This is a genomic window from Rhodococcus sp. PML026 (assembly GCF_000963615.1).
GTDB classification, from domain to species: domain Bacteria; phylum Actinomycetota; class Actinomycetes; order Mycobacteriales; family Mycobacteriaceae; genus Rhodococcoides; species Rhodococcoides fascians.
The window spans coordinates 233,133-256,559 of record NZ_KQ031373.1 but is presented as its reverse complement, the minus strand read 5'-3'; the positions used below and the strand labels follow the sequence as shown (position 1 = coordinate 256,559).

Annotated in this window: 22 protein-coding genes, 1 tRNA gene and 1 other RNA gene; 13 read left to right on the top strand and 11 right to left on the bottom strand. The window is 63.8% G+C overall.

The genetic code is table 11. The features are described from left to right. Window positions 1-12: 12 nt before the first annotated feature. Window positions 13-849, bottom strand: a complete 837-nt coding sequence (locus tag VF34_RS11810; protein ID WP_082079206.1) for a hypothetical protein — start codon at window positions 847-849, stop codon at window positions 13-15. 104 nt (window positions 850-953) lie between these two features. Continuing rightward, the gene (gene gluQRS / locus VF34_RS11805; RefSeq protein WP_032373946.1) at window positions 954-1,814 is read right to left on the bottom strand and encodes a tRNA glutamyl-Q(34) synthetase GluQRS; all 861 of its coding nucleotides are present in this window, start codon (window positions 1,812-1,814) and stop codon (window positions 954-956) included. A 315-nt stretch (window positions 1,815-2,129) separates the two neighbouring features. Between gluQRS and VF34_RS11800 the strand changes: the two genes are divergently transcribed. Beyond that, the gene (locus VF34_RS11800; RefSeq protein ID WP_231578215.1) at window positions 2,130-4,832 is read left to right on the top strand and encodes a TrlF family AAA-like ATPase; all 2,703 of its coding nucleotides are present in this window, start codon (window positions 2,130-2,132) and stop codon (window positions 4,830-4,832) included. Between the two features lie 122 nt (window positions 4,833-4,954). After that, window positions 4,955-5,647, top strand: a complete 693-nt coding sequence (locus tag VF34_RS11795) for a hypothetical protein (RefSeq protein ID WP_032373947.1) — start codon at window positions 4,955-4,957, stop codon at window positions 5,645-5,647. 199 nt (window positions 5,648-5,846) lie between these two features. On the opposite strand, the gene VF34_RS11790 is transcribed toward VF34_RS11795, so the two are convergent. From VF34_RS11790 to VF34_RS11775, 4 genes are read right to left on the bottom strand one after another with little or no spacing between them, the layout of a single operon-like run. Next, entirely contained in the window at window positions 5,847-6,878 is a 1,032-nt protein-coding gene (locus VF34_RS11790) for an ABC transporter ATP-binding protein (protein ID WP_045841461.1), read from the bottom strand. After that, on the bottom strand, window positions 6,875-7,663 hold the full coding sequence (locus tag VF34_RS11785; protein WP_045841460.1) for an ABC transporter permease: 789 nt from the start codon (window positions 7,661-7,663) through the stop codon (window positions 6,875-6,877). Before VF34_RS11785 ends, VF34_RS11790 begins: the two co-directional genes overlap by 4 nt. Next, a complete protein-coding gene (locus VF34_RS11780; protein ID WP_045841459.1) occupies window positions 7,660-8,499 on the bottom strand; it encodes an ABC transporter permease in 840 nt (279 codons plus the stop codon). Before VF34_RS11780 ends, VF34_RS11785 begins: the two co-directional genes overlap by 4 nt. Continuing rightward, complete coding sequence (locus VF34_RS11775) at window positions 8,496-9,731, bottom strand: ABC transporter substrate-binding protein (RefSeq protein WP_032373948.1); 1,236 nt, start codon at window positions 9,729-9,731, stop codon at window positions 8,496-8,498. The genes VF34_RS11780 and VF34_RS11775 overlap by 4 nt, the downstream gene beginning before the upstream one ends. Before the next feature lie 145 nt (window positions 9,732-9,876). On the opposite strand from VF34_RS11775, the gene VF34_RS11770 reads away from it, so the two are divergent. Together VF34_RS11770 and VF34_RS11765 are read left to right on the top strand one after the other, a co-directional pair. Next, window positions 9,877-10,545 (top strand): TVP38/TMEM64 family protein, encoded by a 669-nt coding sequence (locus VF34_RS11770; protein ID WP_045841458.1) that lies wholly within the window; start codon window positions 9,877-9,879, stop codon window positions 10,543-10,545. Next, window positions 10,542-11,153, top strand: a complete 612-nt coding sequence (locus tag VF34_RS11765; RefSeq protein WP_032373949.1) for a CDP-alcohol phosphatidyltransferase family protein — start codon at window positions 10,542-10,544, stop codon at window positions 11,151-11,153. Before VF34_RS11770 ends, VF34_RS11765 begins: the two co-directional genes overlap by 4 nt. Here the strand turns inward: VF34_RS11765 and VF34_RS11760 are convergent. Next, on the bottom strand, window positions 11,125-12,588 hold the full coding sequence (locus VF34_RS11760; RefSeq protein ID WP_045841457.1) for a dihydrolipoyl dehydrogenase family protein: 1,464 nt from the start codon (window positions 12,586-12,588) through the stop codon (window positions 11,125-11,127). The genes VF34_RS11765 and VF34_RS11760 overlap by 29 nt on opposite strands. Before the next feature lie 36 nt (window positions 12,589-12,624). On the opposite strand from VF34_RS11760, the gene VF34_RS11755 reads away from it, so the two are divergent. Further along, window positions 12,625-13,275, top strand: a complete 651-nt coding sequence (locus VF34_RS11755) for a class I SAM-dependent methyltransferase (protein WP_032373965.1) — start codon at window positions 12,625-12,627, stop codon at window positions 13,273-13,275. Between the two features lie 106 nt (window positions 13,276-13,381). On the opposite strand, the gene VF34_RS11750 is transcribed toward VF34_RS11755, so the two are convergent. Next, window positions 13,382-14,095 carry a TetR/AcrR family transcriptional regulator gene (locus VF34_RS11750; protein WP_032373951.1) on the bottom strand — a complete coding sequence of 238 codons (714 nt, stop codon included), beginning with the start codon at window positions 14,093-14,095 and terminating at the stop codon, window positions 13,382-13,384. 82 nt (window positions 14,096-14,177) lie between these two features. Here VF34_RS11750 and VF34_RS11745 point away from each other — a divergent pair, with 82 nt between their 5' ends. From VF34_RS11745 to VF34_RS11730, 4 genes are all read left to right on the top strand, one after another. Continuing rightward, window positions 14,178-15,038 carry an NmrA family NAD(P)-binding protein gene (locus VF34_RS11745; RefSeq protein WP_032373952.1) on the top strand — a complete coding sequence of 287 codons (861 nt, stop codon included), beginning with the start codon at window positions 14,178-14,180 and terminating at the stop codon, window positions 15,036-15,038. 119 nt (window positions 15,039-15,157) lie between these two features. Continuing rightward, entirely contained in the window at window positions 15,158-15,586 is a 429-nt protein-coding gene (gene arr / locus VF34_RS11740; RefSeq protein ID WP_032373966.1) for an NAD(+)--rifampin ADP-ribosyltransferase, read from the top strand. A gap of 37 nt (window positions 15,587-15,623) precedes the next feature. Then, window positions 15,624-16,490 (top strand): alpha/beta fold hydrolase, encoded by an 867-nt coding sequence (locus tag VF34_RS11735; RefSeq protein WP_032373953.1) that lies wholly within the window; start codon window positions 15,624-15,626, stop codon window positions 16,488-16,490. Between the two features lie 33 nt (window positions 16,491-16,523). Next, window positions 16,524-17,141, top strand: a complete 618-nt coding sequence (locus VF34_RS11730) for a dihydrofolate reductase family protein (RefSeq protein ID WP_032373954.1) — start codon at window positions 16,524-16,526, stop codon at window positions 17,139-17,141. 13 nt (window positions 17,142-17,154) lie between these two features. On the opposite strand, the gene VF34_RS11725 is transcribed toward VF34_RS11730, so the two are convergent. Then, window positions 17,155-17,877, bottom strand: a complete 723-nt coding sequence (locus VF34_RS11725; RefSeq protein WP_032364754.1) for a mycothiol-dependent nitroreductase Rv2466c family protein — start codon at window positions 17,875-17,877, stop codon at window positions 17,155-17,157. 37 nt (window positions 17,878-17,914) lie between these two features. Beyond that, window positions 17,915-18,823 carry a LysR family transcriptional regulator gene (locus tag VF34_RS11720; RefSeq protein ID WP_155289540.1) on the bottom strand — a complete coding sequence of 303 codons (909 nt, stop codon included), beginning with the start codon at window positions 18,821-18,823 and terminating at the stop codon, window positions 17,915-17,917. Between the two features lie 139 nt (window positions 18,824-18,962). Here VF34_RS11720 and VF34_RS11715 point away from each other — a divergent pair, with 139 nt between their 5' ends. Next, on the top strand, window positions 18,963-20,378 hold the full coding sequence (locus VF34_RS11715; RefSeq protein ID WP_027494565.1) for an MFS transporter: 1,416 nt from the start codon (window positions 18,963-18,965) through the stop codon (window positions 20,376-20,378). Beyond that, complete coding sequence (locus VF34_RS11710; RefSeq protein ID WP_032373956.1) at window positions 20,375-21,121, top strand: 3-hydroxybutyrate dehydrogenase; 747 nt, start codon at window positions 20,375-20,377, stop codon at window positions 21,119-21,121. Before VF34_RS11715 ends, VF34_RS11710 begins: the two co-directional genes overlap by 4 nt. Window positions 21,122-21,378: 257 nt before the next feature. On the opposite strand, the gene VF34_RS11705 is transcribed toward VF34_RS11710, so the two are convergent. Beyond that, window positions 21,379-21,466, bottom strand: a tRNA-Ser gene (locus VF34_RS11705). 95 nt (window positions 21,467-21,561) lie between these two features. Here VF34_RS11705 and ffs point away from each other — a divergent pair. Continuing rightward, window positions 21,562-21,656, top strand: an RNA gene (gene ffs / locus VF34_RS24680) — signal recognition particle sRNA small type. Window positions 21,657-21,710: 54 nt separating this feature from the next. Continuing rightward, a complete protein-coding gene (locus VF34_RS11700) occupies window positions 21,711-22,997 on the top strand; it encodes an aspartate aminotransferase type Ic (protein ID WP_032399305.1) in 1,287 nt (428 codons plus the stop codon). Window positions 22,998-23,427: the final 430 nt, after the last annotated feature.

Here is a 23,427-nt window from a genome sequence, read left to right as displayed (position 1 = left end):
GCGGACTACAGGTCAGGCGACATGGCCACGCACCGTGACGCGGTAGGCGTAGGTTCCGGCGATGATCGTGATCGGAATGCTCGCCAGCAGGCCGATGCCGAGGAGGAGGCCGCCGACGATATTGATGCCGACCAGGGCGAGCGCGAGGACGAAGAGGGTCCCGCCGTTCGACGCGATTGCCTGCGCGCTGGCCTTGATGGCGGGAATCGGCTCGTCGCCGCGGTCGATGACGAACTGGAAGGTCCACCACGTGAAGAACGTGATGACGATGCCGGGGATGATCAGCAGAACGAAGCCGATGCTGGTTGCAATGCCGACGAGGATGCCGGCGATGATGACGGCGGCAACATTGCCGAACTGGAAGAAGGACCCGAACGCGGGCTTGACCCCGTCCACCTCATGCAGAGCGCCGCGAACGAGTGCCGCCTGGATGAGGAGTGAGACGACACCGATGATGACGCTGAAGATCAAGCTGAAGACGATGTTGTTGGAGCTCAACACGTAGTTCAGTACGACCTGGATGACCGCGGCGATCAGGACGATGCCGACCCAGACGAGTGCGTTCTGCTTGAACTTCTCGAAGCCGTAGCCGATGGCCGTTCCCACGGACAGCTGCGTCGGCATCGGTGAGTTACCGAACGACGGAGGCGGCGGGTAGTTGCCCTGTGGGGGCGGTGGGTAGCCGCCGGGCGGTGGGTAGCCGCCGGGTGGCGGATAGCCGCCTTGCTGGGGGTAATCGCCGGGAGGAGGCGGGTAGTTCCCGGGTGGTGGGTAGCCGCCGCCCTGCGGCGGGGGATAACCACCGGGGTTCTGTGGATCCTTGTCGGGGTCGTAGCCGCCTGAGGTCATGGTGTCCTTCTCCCTCGGGATAAGTTTGTCGCGGTCACTGTACGTCCGATTCGTCCTCGAGTCGGGTTCTGTCGCGTTGCAACGTGATCTCGATCGGTTCGTGGTCAGACGATCGAGGGGTCGAACACCCACGGTTCGCGCGGCACCAGCCTCGGCTTCCACTGTTCGAGCAGTTCCTCGGCGTTCTTCACGTCCGGCATGCCGAGGGAGCCGGTGATGAGCGCCCACGCATCGGGCCGTTCGCGCAACGTGACGGCACCGTCGCGCTTGGCAAGGCGCTTGCCCTCGACGTTCAGAGCGAGGGGCACGTGGACGTACGTCGCGGGGGTCAGGCCCAAGAGTTGAGCGAGGTAGCCCTGCCGCGGCGCGGACGTGAGCAGGTCGTCGCCGCGGACGATCTGGTCGACGCCTTGCGCGCCATCGTCGACGACGACGGCGAGGTTGTAGGCGGGGACGCCGTCGGATCGGCGAAGGACGAAGTCGTCCACCTGGCCCCGGAACAGGCCGTGCAGCTGGTCGACGATAGTGAATTCGGTTGTCTGCGAACGTATTCGGATGGCAGGTGGTCGGTCTTTGGCTGCTCTCTGGTCTGCGGTGAGATTTCTGCAGGTCCCCGGGTATGCGCCGTCTGGTGCATGCGGAGCCGACGCGGCCTGCAGGATTTCCCGACGCGTGCAGAAACATTCGTACGTCAGTCCGGCGGCGGTGAGCGTGCGAATCGTGGCGTCGTAGATTTCCCGACGCTCGGATTGCCGCATGACAGGCCCGTCCCAGTCGAGTCCGATGGCGGCGAGGTCGTCGAGTTGACGTTGCTCGGAGCCGGCTTTCACGCGATCGAGGTCTTCGACGCGCATGACGAAACGCCGTTCAGTGGAGCGGGCGAAGAGCCAGGCCAGTAAGCCCGTGCGCAGATTGCCGAGATGCAAGTCGCCGGAGGGACTGGGAGCAAAGCGTCCGGCGGGCATGGGAGCAGCTTAGTTTCTGGTTGTTGGACACAGAAGCCGTCATCAGCGATTTAGCAAACCGACCAGATCTAGGCGTTGTAAATGCATTCCACACTATCCACGCCGAAATGCCAGTTCGGCGTACCGCGGACGACTACGTCATCGCTGCGTTGGTTGAAGACTTGGGCGATGGTCATACGAGCCAGGTGCCGGTTGTGACCTCCAAATGGAAATATGCGCTAGCTCGGGCATGAAATGCATTCGACCGGAGCAGGCCTCGCCGCATGACAGCATGTTCATATGGTGCCAAGTCCCTCCTCCGAACAGCCTCATGAGATGCCGTCCATCGGGGGTGAACACCCAGGAGCGCGTTGGTGGAGTCTCGACATCCACGCCCACTCGCCGGCGTCGTTCGACTACGGCGGGCTGGACGGCAAGCTTTACGAGGGGGAGAAGCCCTCGTACAAGGAGTGGATCCAGGCTTACATTGACGCAGGTGTTGACGGAATCGTCATTACTGATCACAACTCGCACGACGGCATCGATCCGGCGCGCAAGGCTCTGGACGAGCTTCGTGGCCGCGACCCAGATCTCCCTCCGTTTGTGATCTTCCCAGGAGTCGAGATCACGGCGTCTGGTGGTTTCCATGTGCTTGCCATCTTCGATCCCTCAAGTGATGCTTCCGCCGTCGACCACGCCCTGGTGCGCTGCAAGTATCTGGGCACGCGCGGCCGGAGTGATGAGACAGCGAACATGACGGTCCGCGACATTGCAGAGGTAATCACAGGTCAAAGCGGTATTTGCATCCCGGCGCATGCAGACCACGGGCGAGGCGTCTTCGGAATGGATGCTCGAGAACTCGATGCGCTTCGGGAGTCGGACCTTGTTCAGGCTGTTGAAGTCGTGGACGACGCAGAGGTTGCGCAAGCAGTACGAAGTGGATGGGTGCCGACCTTGGGATCCGACGCGCATCACCTGACAACCGACACGTGTCCTGAGGGGGAGACTGCGAAAGCACCGGGCACTCACCTGACGCTAATGAAGGCAGAATCGCTCGATCTCGAAGGACTCCGACTCGCGCTGACCGACTCAGACGAGTCCATACGGCGGGTCCGAGCCGGCTACGACGATCCCAATGTAACTCAGCATGGGCATGTCGATCAGATTGAGCTTGTGCACCGCGGTGTCACCGAGATGTACCGCTTTGGTCCGTGGATGAACTGCCTGATCGGCGGTCGAGGCGTTGGGAAATCCACGGTCCTGGAACTGCTCCGCCTTGCCCTCGGACGCTCGGACGAGCTGGAGGGCACTGTGGCCAGCGACTTACGACGGTTCAGTCCTTTTGCAGCCTCGGATGAGCGCTGGTGGACGGAGGACACGCGAATCACCGTCCGTTACACGAAAGATCGAAGGCAACTCCGCGTTCTCTGGAGCGGGGCGGAGCCCGACAAGTCGCGCATCGAAGTGAGGACGGGTGATTCGTGGGAGCTGCAGTCGGGGCGATCGAGTGACCGCGCCCCGATTCGCATATTCAGCCAGAAGCAGATCTACGAACTCGCCACCTCGCCACAGAGTTTCTTGAGAATCCTCGATGACATGCCACCGATCCGGCGCATTGAGTGGACCGAGGACTACGAGGCCTTGCAGCTCCAGTTCAAAGATGAGCGCAACAATCTAGCGAAAGAGCTTGCCGAATCGAAGAAGGCAGACCGGATCCGTGGTCAGTTGGAAGAGGTTCGTGGGCGCTTGAGCCACCTCGAAAGGCTCCGCGCGAGTGCCGAGTTCCAGGAGCTGGAGGCCGTTGAGACGTCGATCAGGCATTCCGCCCAGACAGAAGAACGAGCCCAAGGTGTTGAGGACACGATCGTTGAAGCAGCTCGTTCCCTGCGCGAGCTTGCGAACTCGAACCCAACGATGGACGAGTATGCAGAGAGGAAGGCGTCGTTCATCACCGCGGCCGATGTCCTTGACCGGGCCTCGTCCGGCTTGCAGGCCGCACGCACAGAGTGGCAGACGCACGGCTCTGGCGAGAAGTGGCGGCAACGAGCATCAGTCCTCAACGCCTGGTTGAACGAGCAAGGTGGCCAGTCGACGATCTCGCCTGAACAGACTCAAGCCGACCGACAGCTAGAGAAGGACCTTGACGCCCAGCTTCGCGGTTTCGAAGGCTTGGATGACCGGTGTGCGGAACAGCAGCAAACCATCGAAGAGGTCCTCAAGCGTCTCGAAGAAGCACGGCAGGAGCTGCACCAGCGGCGGCGAACCTACACCTCACGGCTCAATAGCTCTGTGGACGCGCTCACCAAGGTTGAGGTGTTTCATCAAGGAGACATCGAGAGCCTTGGTGACGAGCTCCGCCGTGTCCTGAACTGCCCGGAGTCGTTCGATTCGGCGTTTGCCAAGGACGGCATACCGTCGTTCTTGAACAAGTACCAGCCCAAGGACCCCAGGTTTCCGAACAAGGTCCGCGATTTCAAGACCGACCTGATCGATCTAGTTGAGCACGGCCCCGAGTCGAAGATAGGGCAGGCCATCAAGGTCGATATGCGTTTCTACAGTCGACTTGCGAACGCAGACACGTCCGATCTCGTCACCGACATCATGCTGTGGTTCCCAGAGGATCTCGTCGCCGTGAGCTACCGCCCTGCGCCGAAGTCCAATTTCGTCGCAGTGGACCAGGGATCACCTGGGCAGAAGACAGCGGCGTTGCTCACGGTCGTCCTGCAGATGGGGTCATACCCTCTACTCCTTGACCAGCCTGAGGATGACCTTGAGAACAAGCTCATTCGGCACCTGGCGGTTGAGACATTGAAGAGCATTAAGAATCATCGGCAGCTCATCGTCTCCACGCACAATGCGAACGTTGTTGTGACATCCGGTGCCGAGAACGTGCTCGTGATCCGGCGCGGCGAGTTCACGCCCGCCATCGAAGCCGAGGGAACGCTGCAGACGGCCGCCGTCAAGGAGGAGGTTTGCGAGATCCTCGAAGGTGGTGAGGACGCAATCAAGACCCGATACCGTCGCTTGGTTGGTAAGTAAAGTCAGACCGACAGAGTGCGTCGTCCGAGGTACGGAATTGTCGCCCGATGCACACGACCAGCTCCCAATGTCGGACCCCCTCACTAGCTTGGACCCAATTCTTTCAGTGAGGGAGTGTGCACATGGCTGTTGTACCTGTTGCGGTATCGCGTCTGGGTGACGGGGACTCGCGCGAAGCGCAGAACGCTCGTGCTGTGAGATGGCTGCTCGACCAACCTGGAGGCTTGATAGTCGTGGTCACCCCCAGGCGCGGAGTCGAGAGTGCGAGCCTGAACCGCTTAATCGCACAGCGAGGCGTGACCCATCACGCGTGGCGCGGATACCACGGTGGTTATTTCGACCGCCAACGAGTGCTCTACGCGTGGCCGGACCGTGAACGCTTAAACCACCTGTGGAACGTGGAAGCTGATGCCATCGCCGTCATCGAGTGGGGAACAGAGGAAACAGCGGAGTGGATCGAGGACGTGAACCCGATCCAGTTACTTCCTGGCCAAACGATCTTGCCGACGCCCCGCGACCCAGAAGAACTGGAACCGCTACCGAACGGCGTCGACGCGATCCTTGAGAGCGTTGCGGCTTGGGCGGCAGGGTACGACTCCGGGCTCAAATGGAACGAGAAAGACAAGCTGAAGGCCGACATGATGAACCGCCCCGATCGCTGGCTGCCCATCACCGTCGAGCAAGTGCGTGCCAGGTGCCGCGCTCTCGGCATGCGCGCGGACGATGTCGATACGATCGCCGGCTTCCTTCAGCGCCGCAAAGAAGGAGGTCGCTTCAACGTGCGGACCTCCTATCGCACGTTTCAGTTCAACTAGTCCACCCGCTCGGTCAGCTCCCAAGTGCAGGCATGAGTGCAGCATCATCAGGTCGTTGACGGGCGACTTCGGTCCCGAGCGCGCATGTCCGTCAACCAATACCGACGATGCGAAAACTGTAGTTCCAATGGGTGGGGCGATGTGGGCACTGCAGTCGGATCCCGGAGCGCGAGGACTGTGAACAGCCACATCCTCAACCTCAACCCGTGACAACAAATCTCGCCCCACCCGGGATCTGCAACCCCACTGCATCCCCGACCCGTACCGCAGATCCCGCCGCCAACTCCACTTTCACTATCGCCGACCCCACCGTCACGTCGGCAATACTGCGAAATCCGGTAGGCCTCAAACTCGAAACAACCCCACGAATCCCGTTGTTATCCAACTTGATCAGCTCATGTCGCAACAACAACACAGCAGGTCCGGAAGGCACATTTACACCCTCGACCTCCAACTCCCCGAGTTCGGAGCGATGCATCCCAACCCCATCCCACCGACCCTCGATTTCGTTGATCCCACCCATCAACCGCGACACTGCGAGCGTGCTCGGACGCCTGTAGGCCGTCGCGATATCGGAGTGATGCTCCAGTCGGCCGTCGATGAGTACTGCGACCGAATCGGCCAGCACCGCCGCTTCTTGTTGATCGTGGGTGACGAGCAGCAGGGTCTGATCCAACGTCGAACGCAATTCGCGCACCAGGTCGTGCATCTCGGTGCGCAACACCGGGTCCAGCGCACTGAACGGCTCGTCCAGCAACAACACTCGCGGTGAACCGGCGAGCGAACGCGCCAACGCCACCCGCTGGGCCTGCCCACCCGATACCTCGGACACCGCACGATCTCCAATGTCGCCCAGATGCACCAGGTCGAGGTACTCCCGGGCCCGCTCGCGCGACCGCTTGCGACTCTCCCCGGCAGCGCGGTACGCGAAGCCGATGTTGTCGAGTACCGACATGTGCGGGAACAACATCGGTCGCTGGAACACCATCCCGACGCCGCGGTTCTCGGCCGCAACGCCGTTCACCTCACGGCCGTCGATCTGCACCGTGCCGGCGGTGGGTGAATCCAATCCCGCGATGAGCCGCAGTGCAGTGCTCTTGCCCGAACCCGACGGCCCGAGAATCGCCGTACACGACCCCGGTGGCACAGTGAGATCCAGCGAATCCAGAGCCGCAACCGATTGACCGGCATGTACTTTGGTGAGTCCGTGAACCGACAGTTCGACGCTCATCGGGCACTCCTCCGACGCAACCGGGCCAGCATGAGCACCAGCAACAGCGGCGGCACCACGGCGGCAACTGACAGTGCAGCCACCACCGAATCGTTACCGGTCCCGGCAGCGAAGGAGGCGACGAGGATGGGCACGGTGACCAGTCTGCCTCCTCCGATAAGCAGGGTGATCACGTAGTCGCTCCACGCCACGAGGAAGGCGAGTAGTGCCGCCCCCGCCAACGCCGGAGCCAACAGCGGAATGCGAATCCGCCGCAGCACCATGGCACTCGATGCACCGAGAGTGCGAGCCTCCTCCTCGTATTCGATGTCGTACGCGCCGAACGCCACTCGCATCAGATACGTCGTGTACGGAATGGCCGCAACGGTCAGCAGCGCGATCACCGCCACCGTGCTCGGAATGCGCGAGCGCAGCACCAGAACATCGAGTCCCAACGCCACGGCGAACGGGGGCAGGGCCAGCGGCGCGAACAGAATCCCGGCCACAACGGCGGGGAAACGCACAGTACCGTTCACCAGGGCGCGAGCGGCCAACGCGCCCAATGGTGTTGCGATGGCGGCGACGGCGAGAGCGAGCAGGGTCGAGCGCACGAACGCATCGACGCCACCGGCGTCGAGGGCGCTGCGGACGCCATCGAATCCCCATTCCTGCGGAACCGAACCGGGAAACGACCACCGATTGCTGATGGCCCACAGGACAACCGGAATCAGCGGCAGCAGGAACCACAGGACCAGCACGGCCCGGCCGAACGCTGGAAAGGCCCGAGTCACTTCCACCTTGTTCATTTCCACGCTGCCGATTTGCGCAGATAGTGCAGCGCCACCGCGGCCACGACCACCGTCAGAGCGGTGGCGATCGTCGCGGCAGCGGCTGCCTGCGGACGCGTCTGAAGATCGATCGAGGTGAACAGACGAATTGCCATCATTGACAACGGTTCCGGATACGGGCGACCCAGAATACGGGCCACCTCGTACGATCCGACGGTGTAGGCAAACGCGATGGCCGCCGACGCGATCAGTGCCGGGCGCGCCAACGGCAGCGTGACCAAACGGAGCCGAGCCCACCGGCCGGCACCCAAGGTCGCGGCCGTCTCGTCGAATGCGGCGACTCGGGTGGCGAGCGTGCCCGCCACGACGACGGCGACGAAAGCCGATTCCTTCCAGGCATATTCGGCGACAACGGCGACCCACCACTTCCCACCGACCAACTCCGGCCAGCCACCGTCGGTCATGCCGAGAATACGAGGCAGCATCCCCGAATCCGCCAGCAACAGCGCCATCGCTGCCGCGCCGATCAGGTGCGGCACCGTGACCGTCACCCCAGCAGCGACCAACGCGGCGCGTCCACCCGACAACGCCGTCAGCGCCGCGGCAAGCCCGATCACCGTGGCCAACGCGGTGGAGACGATGGCAATCGACAGAGTCAGCACCACCGAGCGCCATAGGTCACCGCCCAGAGCGGAGTACGCGTCGACCGATAGTTCGGGGGTTCCGACCAACGGCATCAGACCCAGGCTCTGCAGCACCACGGTGCCGAGACCGCCGCCGACGACGAGAACAACCAAGACGACGGCGGGGAGGACCGCCGCTGTGCCGCGAAAGCTCTTCGTGGACGCGCTCACTGACCGGCGAGCACGCTCCGACGCCAACCCTCGTCGAGCGGGGTGACCCACTCCGCGGACAGCTCCGGGTGTGCGTTGGCCGAGATCACCTCGTACGAAGGAACCACCGGCGAGGAGGGGAGCTGCTCGAACTGCGCCCGCTCCTCCGGGGTCAGACGCGCGATGTCCAACGCAGTGAACTGGCCCCACACATCCGGCGTCGCCTTTGCGAGTTGCTGCTCGGGCGACAGCGCGAGATTGGCAACCACCTGCGCCGCGGCCGACTTCCCCGACGTCGACGGAATGGCAAGGAAACTCGCATTCCCGACGGTTCCCTCGTCGAGAGTCAGGACGCGGGTCTCCGGCGGGAAGGTGCCGTCGGCGACGAGTTTCGGGAGGGTCGCGGGGCCGTACGTCATGGTCATGTCCACCTGGCCGCCGGAGTAGAGGGCATCGAGCTCGGAGGAAGACTGCGGATACGTCGTGCCCTCGCGCCACAGCGACGGGGCGAGCTCGTTCAATCGATCGAACAAAGCCGGGGCGAGGCGATCGTAGGAGTCCTGATCGAACTGCGCGGGAACCTCGTCGACACCGCCGGAGGCATTGATCAACGCTTCCCGCACGAACACCGATCCCGTGAAGTCCGGGGGAGCGGGGTAGGTGAAGCGGCCCGGGTTCGCGCGAGCCCAGTCGAGCACGCCGTCGAATGTCGTCGGCGGATCGGGGATGGCAGCCGCGTTGTAAACCAACGTGAATTGAGCCTTGTGCCAGGGTGATTCGCAGTTCTCGACCGAAGTGCCGAAGTCGTCGAGTAACAGCGGATCCTCGGGATCGGTGAATTCCATGTTCGGTAGATTCTGCGTCCAACCGCACAGCCACGCCCCGGCCTGCTTACCGGTGCCGAAGTTCGCGCCGTTGACCCACACCAGATCCACTTCGCCGTCGGTGACCCCGGCCTGCCGCTCGGACAGGATGCGATTGACGGCATCGGTTGTCGATTCCACCGGCACTCGGCGCAGCGTGACGCCTTCTTCGGCGGCCGCGGGGGTGAGCACGTCGTCGACGTAGGCGTTGCCCTGCTCGTCGCCGCCGAACATCCACAGCGAGACGGTCTGTCCTTGCGCCTGCTCCTGGATCTCGCTCCAGGACAGGTCCTCGGCGCGCGGAGCCTCCGACGATGGTGCTGCGCATGCGGTGAGCAGCAACCCTGCGCTCGCCGCAATCGCCACTGCGCACCGCACTGAACGAATCACCCGGGGGCCTCCAGATCAACCGAAGCAGCCGTCGTCGACGCTGCCCTCACCACCGTAATCGGTCGAATGCGACAACCGCTGAACACGCGGGCAGACCGGCCGTGTGCACAATGGATCGTGAACCGTCGGACGAGAGGCACACACCGTGACGCAGGACCGCCCGACGCGTAGTCGCCGCGGCACGACCCTGAAGTTGCTTGCGGCTGCCGTGGTCGTCATCGCTCTGGTGATCGTGCTCGGCACCGTCGACCTTCCTGATCCGTCGTTCATTCGTGACCGAGTGGCGTCGGCCGGGCCGTGGGGCATCGCGTTGTTCGTCGTGCTCTATGCCGTCCTGTCGGCTACCCCGTTCCCCGCCAGCACGTTGACCATCGCGTCGGGACTGCTGTTCGGGTTGGCGGTGGGTGCGACCGTCGTGGTGTTCGCCGCCACCGCGGGGGCGTATCTCGGGTACTGGGGAGCGCGGGCGCTCGGCCGCGGCCAGGTGGCCCGCACCGAATGGGACAGGCTCCGCCGGCTCGACGCCATGCTCGGACGACGCGGGTTGCTGTCGGTACTGCTCGTGCGACTGGTGCCGCTGCCGTTCTCGTTGGTCAACTACGCGGCCGGAGTGAGTGCCGTGGGGCAACGTGACTACGTGGTGGGCACCATGATCGGTATCGTGCCCGCGACCGTCGCGTACACCGCGCTCGGTGCCTACGGAACCTCACCGCTCTCATGGCCGTTCGCCATCGCACTGCTCGCGGTCCTCGCGATCGCGGCCGGCTCGGCCCTGTTGGCGCGACGTCTGGGACTCACCGGAGCTCCCGAATGATCGACAGCTTTCTGCGCCGCCACCTCGAAGGCCCACTCGATCGATGTGCCCGCGCCCTCGACCGCCCCGCGATCACCCCGGACCGCATCACTGCCGCCGGACTGGTGCTCGGTCTCGGCAGTGCACTGGCGGCAGGATTGCAGTTCTGGTGGCTCGCCTTGGCGTTGTGGATCGTCTCCCGCATCGCCGACGGGCTGGACGGGCCTCTCGCGCGTAGGCGTTCCAATACGGGCGGTGCCGGCGGATTCTTCGACATCACCGCCGATTTCGTGGTCTACGGAACGACGGTGGTGGGCGTCGCGGTCGGTGCCTCGGCCGCGTACGACGCCCCCTGGTGGCCGTTCCTGCTGGTGCTGTTGGCGTACTACATCAACGGAACCGCGTTCCTCGCGTTCTCCTCTATAGCCGAGCGCACCGGTCGCACCATCGACGACGGCCGCTCGCTGTCGTTCCTCGGGGGATTGGCCGAGGGTGCCGAAACCATTGCGGTGCACAGTCTCTGGCTGCTGTTGCCCGGCATCTCGTGGCAGATCGCCGTGGTCTGGGCGGCGGTGGTCGCGGTGAGCTCCACCCAGCGGATCATCGCCGGGTATCGCGCCCTCTCCTGATCCACCTGCCCCGGACCTTCGCCAGTGCGGCCGTTGCTCGGGAAATTACCGGAGAACCCAACTGCGCCTTCACGTCTGCGATCGCCGCGTTCCACGGCCCGTCGTTGTACGTCGGATACGGGTGCGTGGCCCCGGCGAGATCGCGGGTACGCAAACCCTGCTCGATGGCGATGATCAGCTCCCCGATCGTCTCGCCCGCCCGCGGACCCACCACGCAGGCCCCGACGACGCGACGCTTGGCGTCGAGAACGAGGGTCGTAGATCCGGCAGTTCTGCCCTCGGCGACAGCACGATCGACGTGATGGTGATCGAGCGTCTGCAGTCGCAACCCATGCTGCCGCGCGGTTCGCACATCGATTCCCGCCGAGGCGATCTCGGGATCGGTGAACGTCACCCGTGGAGTCCCCGTCGTACTCACCTTTCGGTTCAGGCCGAGCGCCGCGTTGCTCGCGGCCAGGCTGCCGTGCACGCCCGCTGTGTGCGTGAACTGAGGGTGACCGGTGAGATCTCCCGCTGCCCAGATACGGGGATTGGTGGTCCGCAGATTCGCGTCGACATGCACGAATCCGCTGTCGTCCACGTCCACACCGGCCGAATCCAACCCGAGAGACGCGGTCCGCGGAGTCCGTCCGGTCGCGACGAGTACCCGATCGAAGTCGATCTCGACGCCCGTGTCGGTGGTGGCCGAGCCGTCGTCGATGCGCACGACGGCGGTGGAGGTCAGCACGCGTACGCCCTCGTCGGTCAGGGCCTGCGTCAGTATCGACGAGGCCTCAGGGTGCTCGCGGGGAAGGATCGTCGCTGACCGTCCGACAAGGGTGACGTCGGATCCGAGACGCGAGAATGCTTGCGCCATTTCGCAACCTACCGATCCGGCTCCGACGATGAGCAGCCGCTCGGGCAGGGTCGTCAGATCCCATAGAGTATCGCTGGTCAGGTAGTCGACGCTATCGATACCGTCGATCGCCGGCACTGTGGGATGCGCGCCGGTGGTCACGATCGCCTGACCGAAATGCAGCATCCGAGTGCCGACATTCACCGTGTTCGGACCGGTGAACACGGCGTCACCGCTGATGACGTCGACCCCGGCCTCGGTGAGGGCCTCCGATGAATCGATCGGCGCGATCTCGGCGATCGACCCGTGCACGTGCTGCATCACGCGTGCAAAATCCACGCGCGGTGGCTCGGTGTCGATGCCGAACCGGGACGCGGATCGAACCGTCTCAGCCACCGAAGCCGCCGCGAGCAGAGCCTTCGACGGCACGCATCCGGTCCATAGGCAGTCGCCGCCGGTGCGGTCCCGCTCGATCAATACGACGCGAACGCCGAAGCCCGCCGCGGTCTTCGCCGCCACGATGCCGGCGGTACCGCCGCCCACCACGACCACGTCGGGACGGTCGTCGGGCACACTCGAAGACGAACGACGAATTCCCATACCTCCCACTATGCCCGCGCCTTGGAGAGACCCGAGATGAGACGACCGACCAAGTACACCTTCTCGGCGCGCCTGTACGACGTGATCTCCGCCGAATGGCCGGTGTATCGAGCCGGACGGGAGGCGGCGCTCGAGCTACTGAATCTGCCTGTGGGGAGCCATGTTCTGGACCTCGGCTGCGGGACGGGGCTGAACTTCGCCGGGTTGCAGCGGATGATCGGCCCGACCGGCTCGATCACCGGAATCGACGCCAGCCCGCAGATGCTCGAACAGGCGCGACTTCGAGCTGCCCGCGCGGGGTGGATGAATGTCACATTGATCCCCGCCGACGCCACCGCCCTGACGTCCGCTGATCTGGGGGAGCAGACCCCGTTCGATGCGGCGTTGAGCACCTACGCGCTGTCATTGATGGCGCCATGGCAGGCGGCGCTTGAATCGATGATCTCGGCTACACGGGTGGGCGGCGTCGTGGCCGTCGTCGACATGCAGCGGCCCGTCGGACGAGCCGCTGCGTGGACGCCGCTCGCGAAGCTTGCGTGTCGACTCGGAGGGGCGGATATCGAGGCGCATCCGTGGACGGCGATGACGCCACTGCTGCGGGATCTTTCGGCCCGCGCTGTCCGCGGAGGCCATATCCAGATTCGCGTCGGGACTGTCAACTCTGGCTCGGCAGAGCCGAGTTCATGAACGGTGGCGTCGAACGGCTCCTCGTCGCGCGAGGTCTGCCTCGTCGAACGGCGATCGAGTCAATTAGTGCGGCCATACCACCAGCGTCCGCGCATCGGGTGCATCGTCACCCGGATATCCGATCGAGCCACTCGGCCAACAACTGCCGCTCCGAATCGCTCAGTACGTCGATGTCGGAAATCGAGGCTCGCAAGGCAATCGCTGCACCGTGCGCAGAGCTTTCGGGATACCGAGGTGTGTCGACGACGATGTGGCGCATGACTGCATCGAACAGCTCGTCGGCGAGTCCGACGTCTCGGCGATCGTGCTGTGTGCCGAGGATGGTCAGGACAGCACCCGTACCCGCGGCATGAATGAGCTCCACCGCGCGCTGCTCGGTGACCCGAAGTCGGCCGGTGCGGGCTATCCGGCGAATCCGTGCCGCGAGAACGGCTTCTCCTTCCCGGACCGCGGGAGAATCGGGCACTCGAGCAGGGTCGCTGAGCAGAGCGAACAAGGTTGGGTTGGCGATCCCGAACTCGATCTGTGCGCGCCATCCGGTTCTCAGATCCTCCACGGGGTCACCGTTCTCGGCGAGCTCATTGTCTGCGATCTCGGACTTCGTGGACACATAGGTGGCCATGACATGTTCGGCGACGGCGTCGAGCAGACCATTCTTATCCCCGAACAATCGGTAGATGGCCGGTGCCTGAACCCCGGCCGACTCGGCGACGCCGCGAGTGGTCACCGCCCCCGGGCCGTTTTCCTGCAGAAGCCGAGCTGCGGCGTCGACGATTCGTCGACGTGTGCTGTCTCTGGTGCTCGTCGACGAATCCTTCACGTATCGACGATAACGCACTGTTGCTATCGTTGTGTTTCCGGTGTTAGCTTTTATCTAATTCCATTGATAACAGGAGGTCGTCATGATCGTCATCACCGGAGCTACCGGGGCATTGAACGGTGCCACCGTCGACCATCTACTCGAACTCGTTCACCCCTCGGAGATCGCCGTCGCGGTTCGCGATGTGGCTCGGGCGCAGCGCTTTGCGGATCGTGGCGTGCAGGTGCGTCGAGGCGATTATGACGATTCGGACTCGCTGACGACGGCGTTCGACGGGGCAGACCAGGTGTTGCTCGTCTCGTCCAGCGATCCCGGGGCCGACGCGACAGCGTTGCATCGCAACGCGATCGACGCGGCGGTCGCCGCCGGTGCCGGGCGCATTCTCTATACGAGTCACCAGGGCTCGGGGCTCGACAGTCCGTTCAAGCCTGCGCGCGATCATGCTGCGACCGAGCAGATGTTGGCCGACAGCGGTGTGGCGTGGACGTCGTTACGCAACGGCTTCTACGCACACAGCCTCGATTTCGTCATGGGCGATTGGCGCGAGACCGGCGTTGTATCCATACCCGTGGACGGCCCTGTTTCGTGGACCGACAGAGCGGATTCGGCGGAAGCTGCCGCCGCGATACTCACGTCGGATGGCGCATACGAGGGCCCCACGGTGTTGACGGCCCGCGATGCTCCGACAATGACCGAGGTAGCGGCCATCGCGTCGACAGTCGTGGGTCGAAAGATCGAGGTATCGATCGTGGGTGAGGAGCAGTGGGTCGCCGATCGCGTGGCTGCAGGTGCGAACGAGTTCATGGCTCGCTTCACCCTTGGCATCTTTCTCGCCGCCCACGACGGCCGATTCGCCGGTACCGACCCGCTGTTGGGCGAACTGCTCGGTCGCGAACCACGAACTACGCGTGACTTTCTCGTGTCAAGTGAACGCGCGACGTGACATAGCCGTGCCCGCCGCCGTTGCCTTCAGTTTATCGCTGAGTTGGGGGCTTGCGGCAAGACCCAGTCGGTGGTGCACACTCTTCCGGCTACCGACACGGAGGAATTTCTATGGCAGACATGGCCGATACACCGGAGCGATTTCGTGTGCACGAATCCGGTGCTTACTTTCACGGAACCAAGGCCGATCTCGAGCCTGGTGACTTTTTGGTCCCCGGATACCGCTCCAATTACCGTCCCGAGCACATCTCGAACTACATCTACATGACCAAGGTGCTGGACGGTGCCGTGCTCGCGGCCGAGATGGCCGTCGGCGAGGGGCGTCCTCGGGTCTACATCGTGCAGCCGACCGGCAGCGTCGAGGACGATCCGAACGTGACGGACAAGAAGTTCCCCGGCAATCCGACTCATTCTTACCGCAGCGCGGAACCGGTACGCATCGTCGAAGAGACGTCCGAGTGGGTCGGGCATTCGCCCGAATATCTGAGCCGGTTTCGTGAAGGTCTGGAGAAATCGAGACAGACGGGAACTGCGGTTCTCTACGACTAGCCGGTGAGTTTTCGCGCAGACCCAGGTCCACACCAGCATGACGACACAGACAGTTTCCGTTCCCGGTGCGACCCTGACGTACGACGTGGTCGGCGAACTCGAGCCCGGGGTCACTCCCTTGGTGCTCATCGGCTCACCGATGGATGCGAGCGGATTCGGGACGTTGGCATCGCATTTCCGCGACCGAGTGGTCGTCACGTACGACCCGAGAAATGTGGGACGCAGTCGACGAGACGACACGACGGCCGCGGTCGCCTTCGGCCAACATGCCGACGACCTGCACGCAGTGCTCACCGCCGTCGGACATGGGCCTGTGGATGTGTTCGCCTCGAGCGGGGGTGCGGTCAATGCGCTGGTACTCGTCAGCCGATACCCGTCCGATGTGCGGACGTTGGTGGCCCACGAACCACCCGCCGGAGGCACCCTGCCGGACCGCGAGAACATCGCGACCGTGTGCGCAAACATGGTGGCCGCATACGACGCTCACGGCCGCGGTCCGGCCATGGCCCAGTTCATGGCGTTGCTCATGCACGCAGGCCCCATCGACAACACGTTCTTCGATCGCCCGGCACCGGACCCGGCGCAGTTCGGCCTCTCGGCCGAGGACGACGGAACCCGCGACGACGCCCTGATGGCCAACATGCGCGGCGGTGGGGTCGATTTCGCACCCGACGTCGATGCGGTGCGTGCTGCTCCCACCGCGGTTGTGATCGGAGTCGGCGAGGAATCCGGCGGTCCCGAGGACGGTCATATCGCCGCTCGCGCAGCGTATTCCACTGCGGCGCTCCTCGGATCGGAGCCGATCGTCTTTCCGGGCGGCCACTCGGGCTTCCTCGGCGGCGAATTCGGTCAGAAGGGAAAGCCGACCGAATTTGCCGAAACACTATGGAAAGTATTGAGCTGAAGAAGCTTTCGTCCTACAGAACCAGGAGCAATCATGGGCCTCATCACGTTGGAGCTGTTCGCCACCCTCGACTTCGTCGCGCAATCACCCGGAAGCCCGGAGGAAGACCCCGAGAACTTTCCCTTCGGCGGCTGGCAGGCTCCTCTGCTCGACCAGGTTTCGGGGGCGCAGGTCGCCGCCGCTTACGAGGGCACGGATGCGCTCCTGCTCGGGCGGCGCACCTACGACATCTTCGCCGCGTACTGGCCACACCAACACGATTCGTTCGCAACGTTGTTCAACACCATCCCGAAGTACGTGGCCTCCCGCGGCACACCCGATCTGCTGTGGAACGGTTCGACCCAGCTCGGACCGGACCTGGCCGGAGCCGTGCGTGAGATCCGAGATCGACACGACAATATCAAGGTGGTCGGAAGTCTCGATCTGGTGCAGACCCTGTTGCGCGAGAAGCTCTTCGATCGACTCGATCTGTGGGTGCACCCCATCCTTCTCGGAGTGGGAAAGAAGGTGTTCGCCGACGGCACCGTGCCCAGCAATCTGACGCTGCTCGAGCCACCGGCCGTCGACGGCAAGGGCACCGTCTACCTGCGGTACGGCCTCGACACCGGGACCCCGGACGTCGGCAACATGGACGACGTACTGACCGACTAGATCGGAGGGCAATTCACTTCTTCTGCCGTCGGCTCCCGCCGTGCCAATCCTGTTGCACGCCAACCTCGTCCTCCGTCACCCCCAGTGCCTTCAACTGGGGGAGTTCACGCATGCTGCGCTTCATCTCGGCAAATCCAGGGAATCGTGCGAGTCCGATCACGTTGTCCCACAGCGGTACTGCTTCTTCGTCGCTGGGTAGTCGGCTGATCACCGGACCGAAGAACGCCACACCGTCCGGCGGCTCGAAGGCGATGATGGGAGTTCCGACGTCCTTGCCGGTCAGCGACAGCGCATGATCGGTTTCGGCCCGGATCTCGTCGTCGATCGTCGAATCATCGAGTGCTGCAGTGTGACGGGTGGGCAGCCCGACTTCCTCGAGGATCGGCCCGAGGAATGCCGCGGTGCCGCGATGTCCGTGACTCGCAGCGTCGTCGGGCACCGCCTCGGTGTCGAAGATGTGCGTTCCGAGGGCCTGATACAGCGGCCCGACAGCGTCCGACCCATGCTCACGACGAACAGAGGCAGCGGCCCGCAGCAGTCGCAGACCCGCGGTGTGGCCGGCCTCGTACTCGGGTGGGAAATGGGCGTCGTAGTCGATATGCGAGTTGAGCAGGCGAAGCGAGATGAACCGCCAGTCGACGGTGTAGTCGCGCTGGGCCTGAACCTTGCGAACCCATTTGCTGGTCATCCACGCGAACGGGCATACCGGATCGAAATAGAAATCGATATCGGACATCAGGGGACTCTCCTTGTGGGGCATAGGTTCCGTGCGTTCATTTCTCGCCCAGCAGAGCCGAGCGTTGTTCGGTGACCACCGCGCGAATCGCGTCGATCACCGCCGACACTTCGGGTCGTCTGAGAGTTTCGGTGCGAGTGACGAGCCAGTAGGTCAGGGTCACCGCGATGGCGTCGGGCAGGATTCGTTGCAGGTCGGGGTGTCGGTCGGCCATGAAACACGGCAACAATCCGATGCCCGCCGAGGCTCGTGTGGCCTCGACGTGGACGAACACGTTGGTCGACGTCACCGATTCGCGCATCGTCGGAGTGAAGTTGGGGGCCAGATCCAGATCGTCGACGTGCAGCATCGAGTCGATGAAGTAGATGAACGGATGGGCGGCGAGGTCGGCCGGCACCTGCGGCGTGCCGTGCTCGTCCACGTAGGTCTGCGACGCGTACAGACCCAGCACGTAGTCGCCGAGACGGATGGCCTCCGCGCGATGCACCTGCGGTTGTCCGACGACGATCTCGATGTCCAGTCCGGACCGTTGCCTCGACGCACGTCTGGTGGTCGCGACGATCTCCACCGACACCAGCGGATGAGTGCGTTGCACGCGAGCAGCAGCAGGAGCTGCGATGTAGGCACTGAAACCGTCCGTGGCCGAGATGCGTACGACGCCCTTCAGCGCACCCGCGTCGTTCGAGACCAGCGTCTGCAGTGCGTTTTCGACGGCCTCGGCAGCGGCCAGTGCGCCGTGCCCCAGTTGAGTCAGTTCCCAACCTCCGCCGGCACGGGTGAGCACCCGTCCGCCGAGGGTGTCCTCGAGTGCGGCGATGCGTCGGGAGATGGTCGTGTGGTTGATTCCGAGGTCGTCGGCAGCGGAGCTGTAGCGTCCGGTTCGACTGACGGCGAGCAGGACCAGCAGGTCGTCGGCACTGGGAACCTTCCCGTCACCGCGTGTCATGTGTGCAGTTTTGCAGATCGAACCTGCGTCCATGCCTCTTGCGCAGAAAAAGATCTGCACCAATACTCAGACCAACCCCGCTACATGTGTGGTCTGTCACAAACACGAGCACGCAGTGCCGAGCAACACAGGAGAAGCTATGAGCGTCGACCGACCGCTGGCAGAAAGGTCCGAGCCGGACCCCGATGCCACCCCCACCGGCCTGAAGAAGGTCGTCGGAGCATCGATGGCCGGCACCATCGTCGAATGGTACGAGTTCTTTCTCTACGGAACCGCCGCCACACTGGTGTTCAGCAAGATCTTCTTCGCGGCCGGAACCAGTGAGCTCGACGCCATCCTCGCGGCCTTCGTCACCTACGCCGTCGGCTTCGTCGCACGACCCCTGGGCGGCATCGTCTTCGGACACTACGGCGACAAATACGGCCGAAAGAAGCTGCTGCAGTTCAGCCTCGTCCTCGTCGGCGGAGCCACGTTCCTCATGGGCTGCCTACCGACATTCGAGGCCATCGGCTACTGGGCCCCGGCACTGCTGGTCACCCTGCGATTCATTCAGGGCTTCGCCGTCGGCGGCGAATGGGGCGGCGCGGTTCTCCTTGTCGCAGAACACAGCCCGAACAAGAGCCGCGGATTCTGGGCCAGCTGGCCGCAGGCAGGCGTGCCCGCCGGTAACCTCCTCGCCACCGTCGCACTGCTCGTCCTGACGACAACCCTGTCCGACGAAGCGTTCCTCAGCTGGGGCTGGCGCGTCGCGTTCTGGCTCTCTGCCGTCATCGTTTTCGTCGGCTACTACATCCGTACCAAGGTTTCCGACGCCCCGATCTTCATCGAGGCACACAAGCAGGCCGAGGTTATCAAGGCCGCGTCGTACGGCGTCTTCGAGGTTGTGAAGCGTTATCCGCGTGGCGTATTCACCGCGATGGGCCTGCGCTTCGGTGAGAACGTCATGTACTACCTCGTCGTCACCTTCTCCATCACGTACCTCAAGGTGGAGGTCGGCACCGACACCAGCACGATCCTGTGGTGGATGCTCATCGCCCACGCGATCCACTTCTGCACAATTCCGTTGGTGGGCAGGCTCGCCGACCGCATCGGCCGCCGTCCGGTCTACTTCGCCGGTGCCCTCACCGCGGCAACGTGGGGCTTCTTCGCCTTCCCGATGATGAACAGCGGCCACAACGTCGTGATCCTGCTGGCCATCATCATTGGTCTGATGTTCCACGCCTTCATGTACGCCACGCAGCCCGCCATCATGGCCGAGATGTTCCCGACGCGGATGCGGTATTCCGGTGTGTCCCTCGGCTATCAGGTCACCTCGATCGTCGCTGGCTCGCTGGCCCCGATCATCGCCGTGAAGCTGCTCGACATCTACGGCTCGTCCGTCCCGATCGCGGTGTACTTGGCCGTGGCCTGCGCGATCACCGTGGTTGCCGTCGTCGTAGCCAGAGAGACAAAGGGATTGGCGCTCGAAAGCATCGACATCGCCGACGCCAAGAACCTGGCCACCGAAGCCGAGCTGGCGAAGGCCGGTCTGCTCGATCCGAGTGTAAAGCGGTGACCGACCTGACCGGACGCTCCGCCCTCGTCACCGGGGGAGCGTCCGGCATCGGGGCCGCGTGCGCGCGTGAGCTCGCCGGCCGCGGTGCCCGCGTCACCATCGCCGACGTGAACGACGTCGCAGCAAAGGAATTGGCGGCCGAGCTCGACGGCGAGGTGTGGTCGGTCGATCTGCTCGACACCACCGCGCTGGACGACCTTCGGTTGGACGTCGACATTCTCGTCAACAATGCGGGTATCCAAACCGTCGCACCGATCGTCGATTTCGACCCCGGCGCGTTCCGTCGAATCCAGACGCTGATGGTCGAGGCACCGTTCCTGCTGATTCGTGCGGCGTTGCCTGGGATGTATGCACGCCGGTTCGGCCGAGTCATCAACCTGTCGTCGGTACACGGACTGCGCGCATCGGAATTCAAGGTCGCCTACGTCACCGCCAAACACGCACTCGAAGGACTGTCGAAAGTGACAGCCCTCGAAGGTGCCGCGCACGGCGTGACGAGCAACTGCGTCAACCCCGGATACGTCCGCACACCGCTGGTCGAAAAACAGATCGCCGATCAGGCCAAGGCGCACGGGATTCCCGAGAACGAGGTACTGGAGAAAGTTTTGCTGACCGAGGCCGCCATCAAAAGACTCGTCGAACCCGCCGAAGTCGCCTCACTGGTGGGATGGCTGACCTCCGAGAACGCAGGAATGGTCACCGGGGCGTCGTACACCATGGATGGTGGTTGGTCGGCTCGTTAGATTCGTTGCCGCCCGTCTGCTGCCCCGCCCCTTTGGGATCAATGTGGGTTTCAGTCGCTCAGATTGCAACAAAGTCGCATTCATCCGGATCGGGTCGCCGCACCCCACCGGATGAATGCGGCTTTGTTGTACTCAGACGGACTCGAACGCCCATTGATCCGGAGACGGGTGGGCTGATCGGGAGACGGGTGGGCGCGAGCCGGAGCACCCCTCCCCGAACAGCAAGAAGCCCCCGTGACGTGTCACGGGGGCTTCTCTGGCGGAGGATAGGGGATTTGAACCCCTGAGGGCGTTAACCCAACCCGCGTTCCAGGCGAGCGCCATAGGCCACTAGGCGAATCCTCCGTGGGGGAGCTTACCCGGTTACCCCCACCATCTCCCAAATCGGGAGGCGCGAAGGGTGGTGATGCGTTGCTCGACGGGAGGCGGCTACACTTCCTAACGGATCCCGCGCGGCGCGCATCCTGTGAACTCCCCCAGGGCCGGAAGGCAGCAAGGGTCAATGGGCTCTGCCGGGTGCGCGGGGTCCCCTTTATTTCAGTGACATAGACACTGTCCGGGGAACCCAGTCACCGAGAGGCCGCTCCGCATGCCAGCGCAAACCCAGTTGGGTCTGATGAACCATGAGGAGCTCGCCTCCGAGCACGAGCGGCAGAGCGCGAAGTACACGCAGCTCAAAGCCGAGAATCTGAAGCTGGATCTCACCCGCGGCAAGCCGTCGCCCGAGCAGCTCGATCTCGCTGCCGAGCTGCTGACGCTCCCCGGCGCGGACTACAAGGACGGCAACGGCACCGATTGCCGCAACTACGGTGGCCTTGCGGGTCTGCCGGAATTGCGTGCCATCTTCGGTGAACTGCTCGGCATCCCGGTGAAGAACCTGGTGGCCGGTAACAACGCCAGCCTTGAGATCATGCAGGACCTGATGGTCTGGGCTCTGCTGCACGGGCTGTCGGATTCGCCGCGCCCGTGGTCGGCGGAGCCGAACGTTCGCTTCCTGTGCCCGGCCCCCGGCTACGACCGTCACTTCGCGATCACCGAGAGCTTCGGCATCGAGATGATTACGGTGCCGATGGGTCCCGACGGACCCGATGTGCACGAGATCGCCAACTTGGTGGCGTCGGATCCGCAGATCAAGGGCATGTGGGTGGTGCCGAACTACGCAAACCCCACCGGAGCCGTCTACTCGGAGGAAGTCGTTCGCGCACTGGCCACGATGCCGGCTGCTGCGCCTGATTTCCGTCTGTTCTGGGACAACGCCTACGCGGTGCATCCGCTGACCGAGGAGTTCGCGCCGTCCTACGACGTCATCGGGATGGCGGCGGAGGCCGGTTTCCCCAATCGCGCGTTCGTGTTCGCCTCGACGTCGAAGGTCACGTTCGCCGGTGCGGGCGTCAGCTTCTTCGGCAGTTCCGAGGAGAACCTCGCCTGGTATCAGAAGCACCTCGGTAAGAAGAGCATCGGCCCGGACAAGCTCAACCAGCTGCGGCACCTGCGTTTCTTCGGTGACGCGGAGGGGGTGCGGGCTCACATGGCCAAGCATCGCGAGCTTCTCAAGCCCAAGTTCGCGCTGGTGCAGCAGATCCTCGAGGACCGGCTCGGTGCGTCGAAGATCGCGTCGTGGACCGAGCCCAAGGGTGGTTACTTCATCAGCCTCGACGTGCTCGAGGGCACGGCAGCTCGGTCGATCGCGCTGGCCAAGGACGCCGGAATTGCTCTGACGGCCGCCGGCTCGGCCTTCCCGTACGGAAAAGATCCGGAAGACAAGAACATTCGCCTCGCCCCGAGCTTCCCGTCGCTCGGTGAGCTGGAGAAGTCGATGGACGGCGTCGCAACCTGCGTTCTGCTGGCCGCGACGGAGAAACTGCTCGAAGGCTGAACGCATGTGAGTGGAAACTCGTAGCAGGCTACGCGTTTCCACTCAGTGATACTGGAGTCGTTCGTCGAGGTGGAAGGTATGACTCGTTTCCGCTCTGACGCCGATGGCTGTCTTTCATGTGATGTGTCGGCCTTCGCCTCGACGGACATCGTTCACACGCGACCGGTGGGCGGAGTGACTTGATAGGAGCCTGACCAAAGAGTCCCGTCACTGTGTTGTCCGCCGTCCCGGCCGGTGCGTGGTCACCTGTCGAAGGGATAACCAGTGTCCAGCATGACCGAAAACCCACCCGATGTCAGCCTCGCCGTCATTGCAGGCATCGATACTCACAAAGACACCCACCACGCGGCGATCATCGACCACCTCGGCCGCAAAATCTGCGACCGAGAGTTCCCGGCAACCGGCGCCGGCTACCGCGCACTGCTGGCAT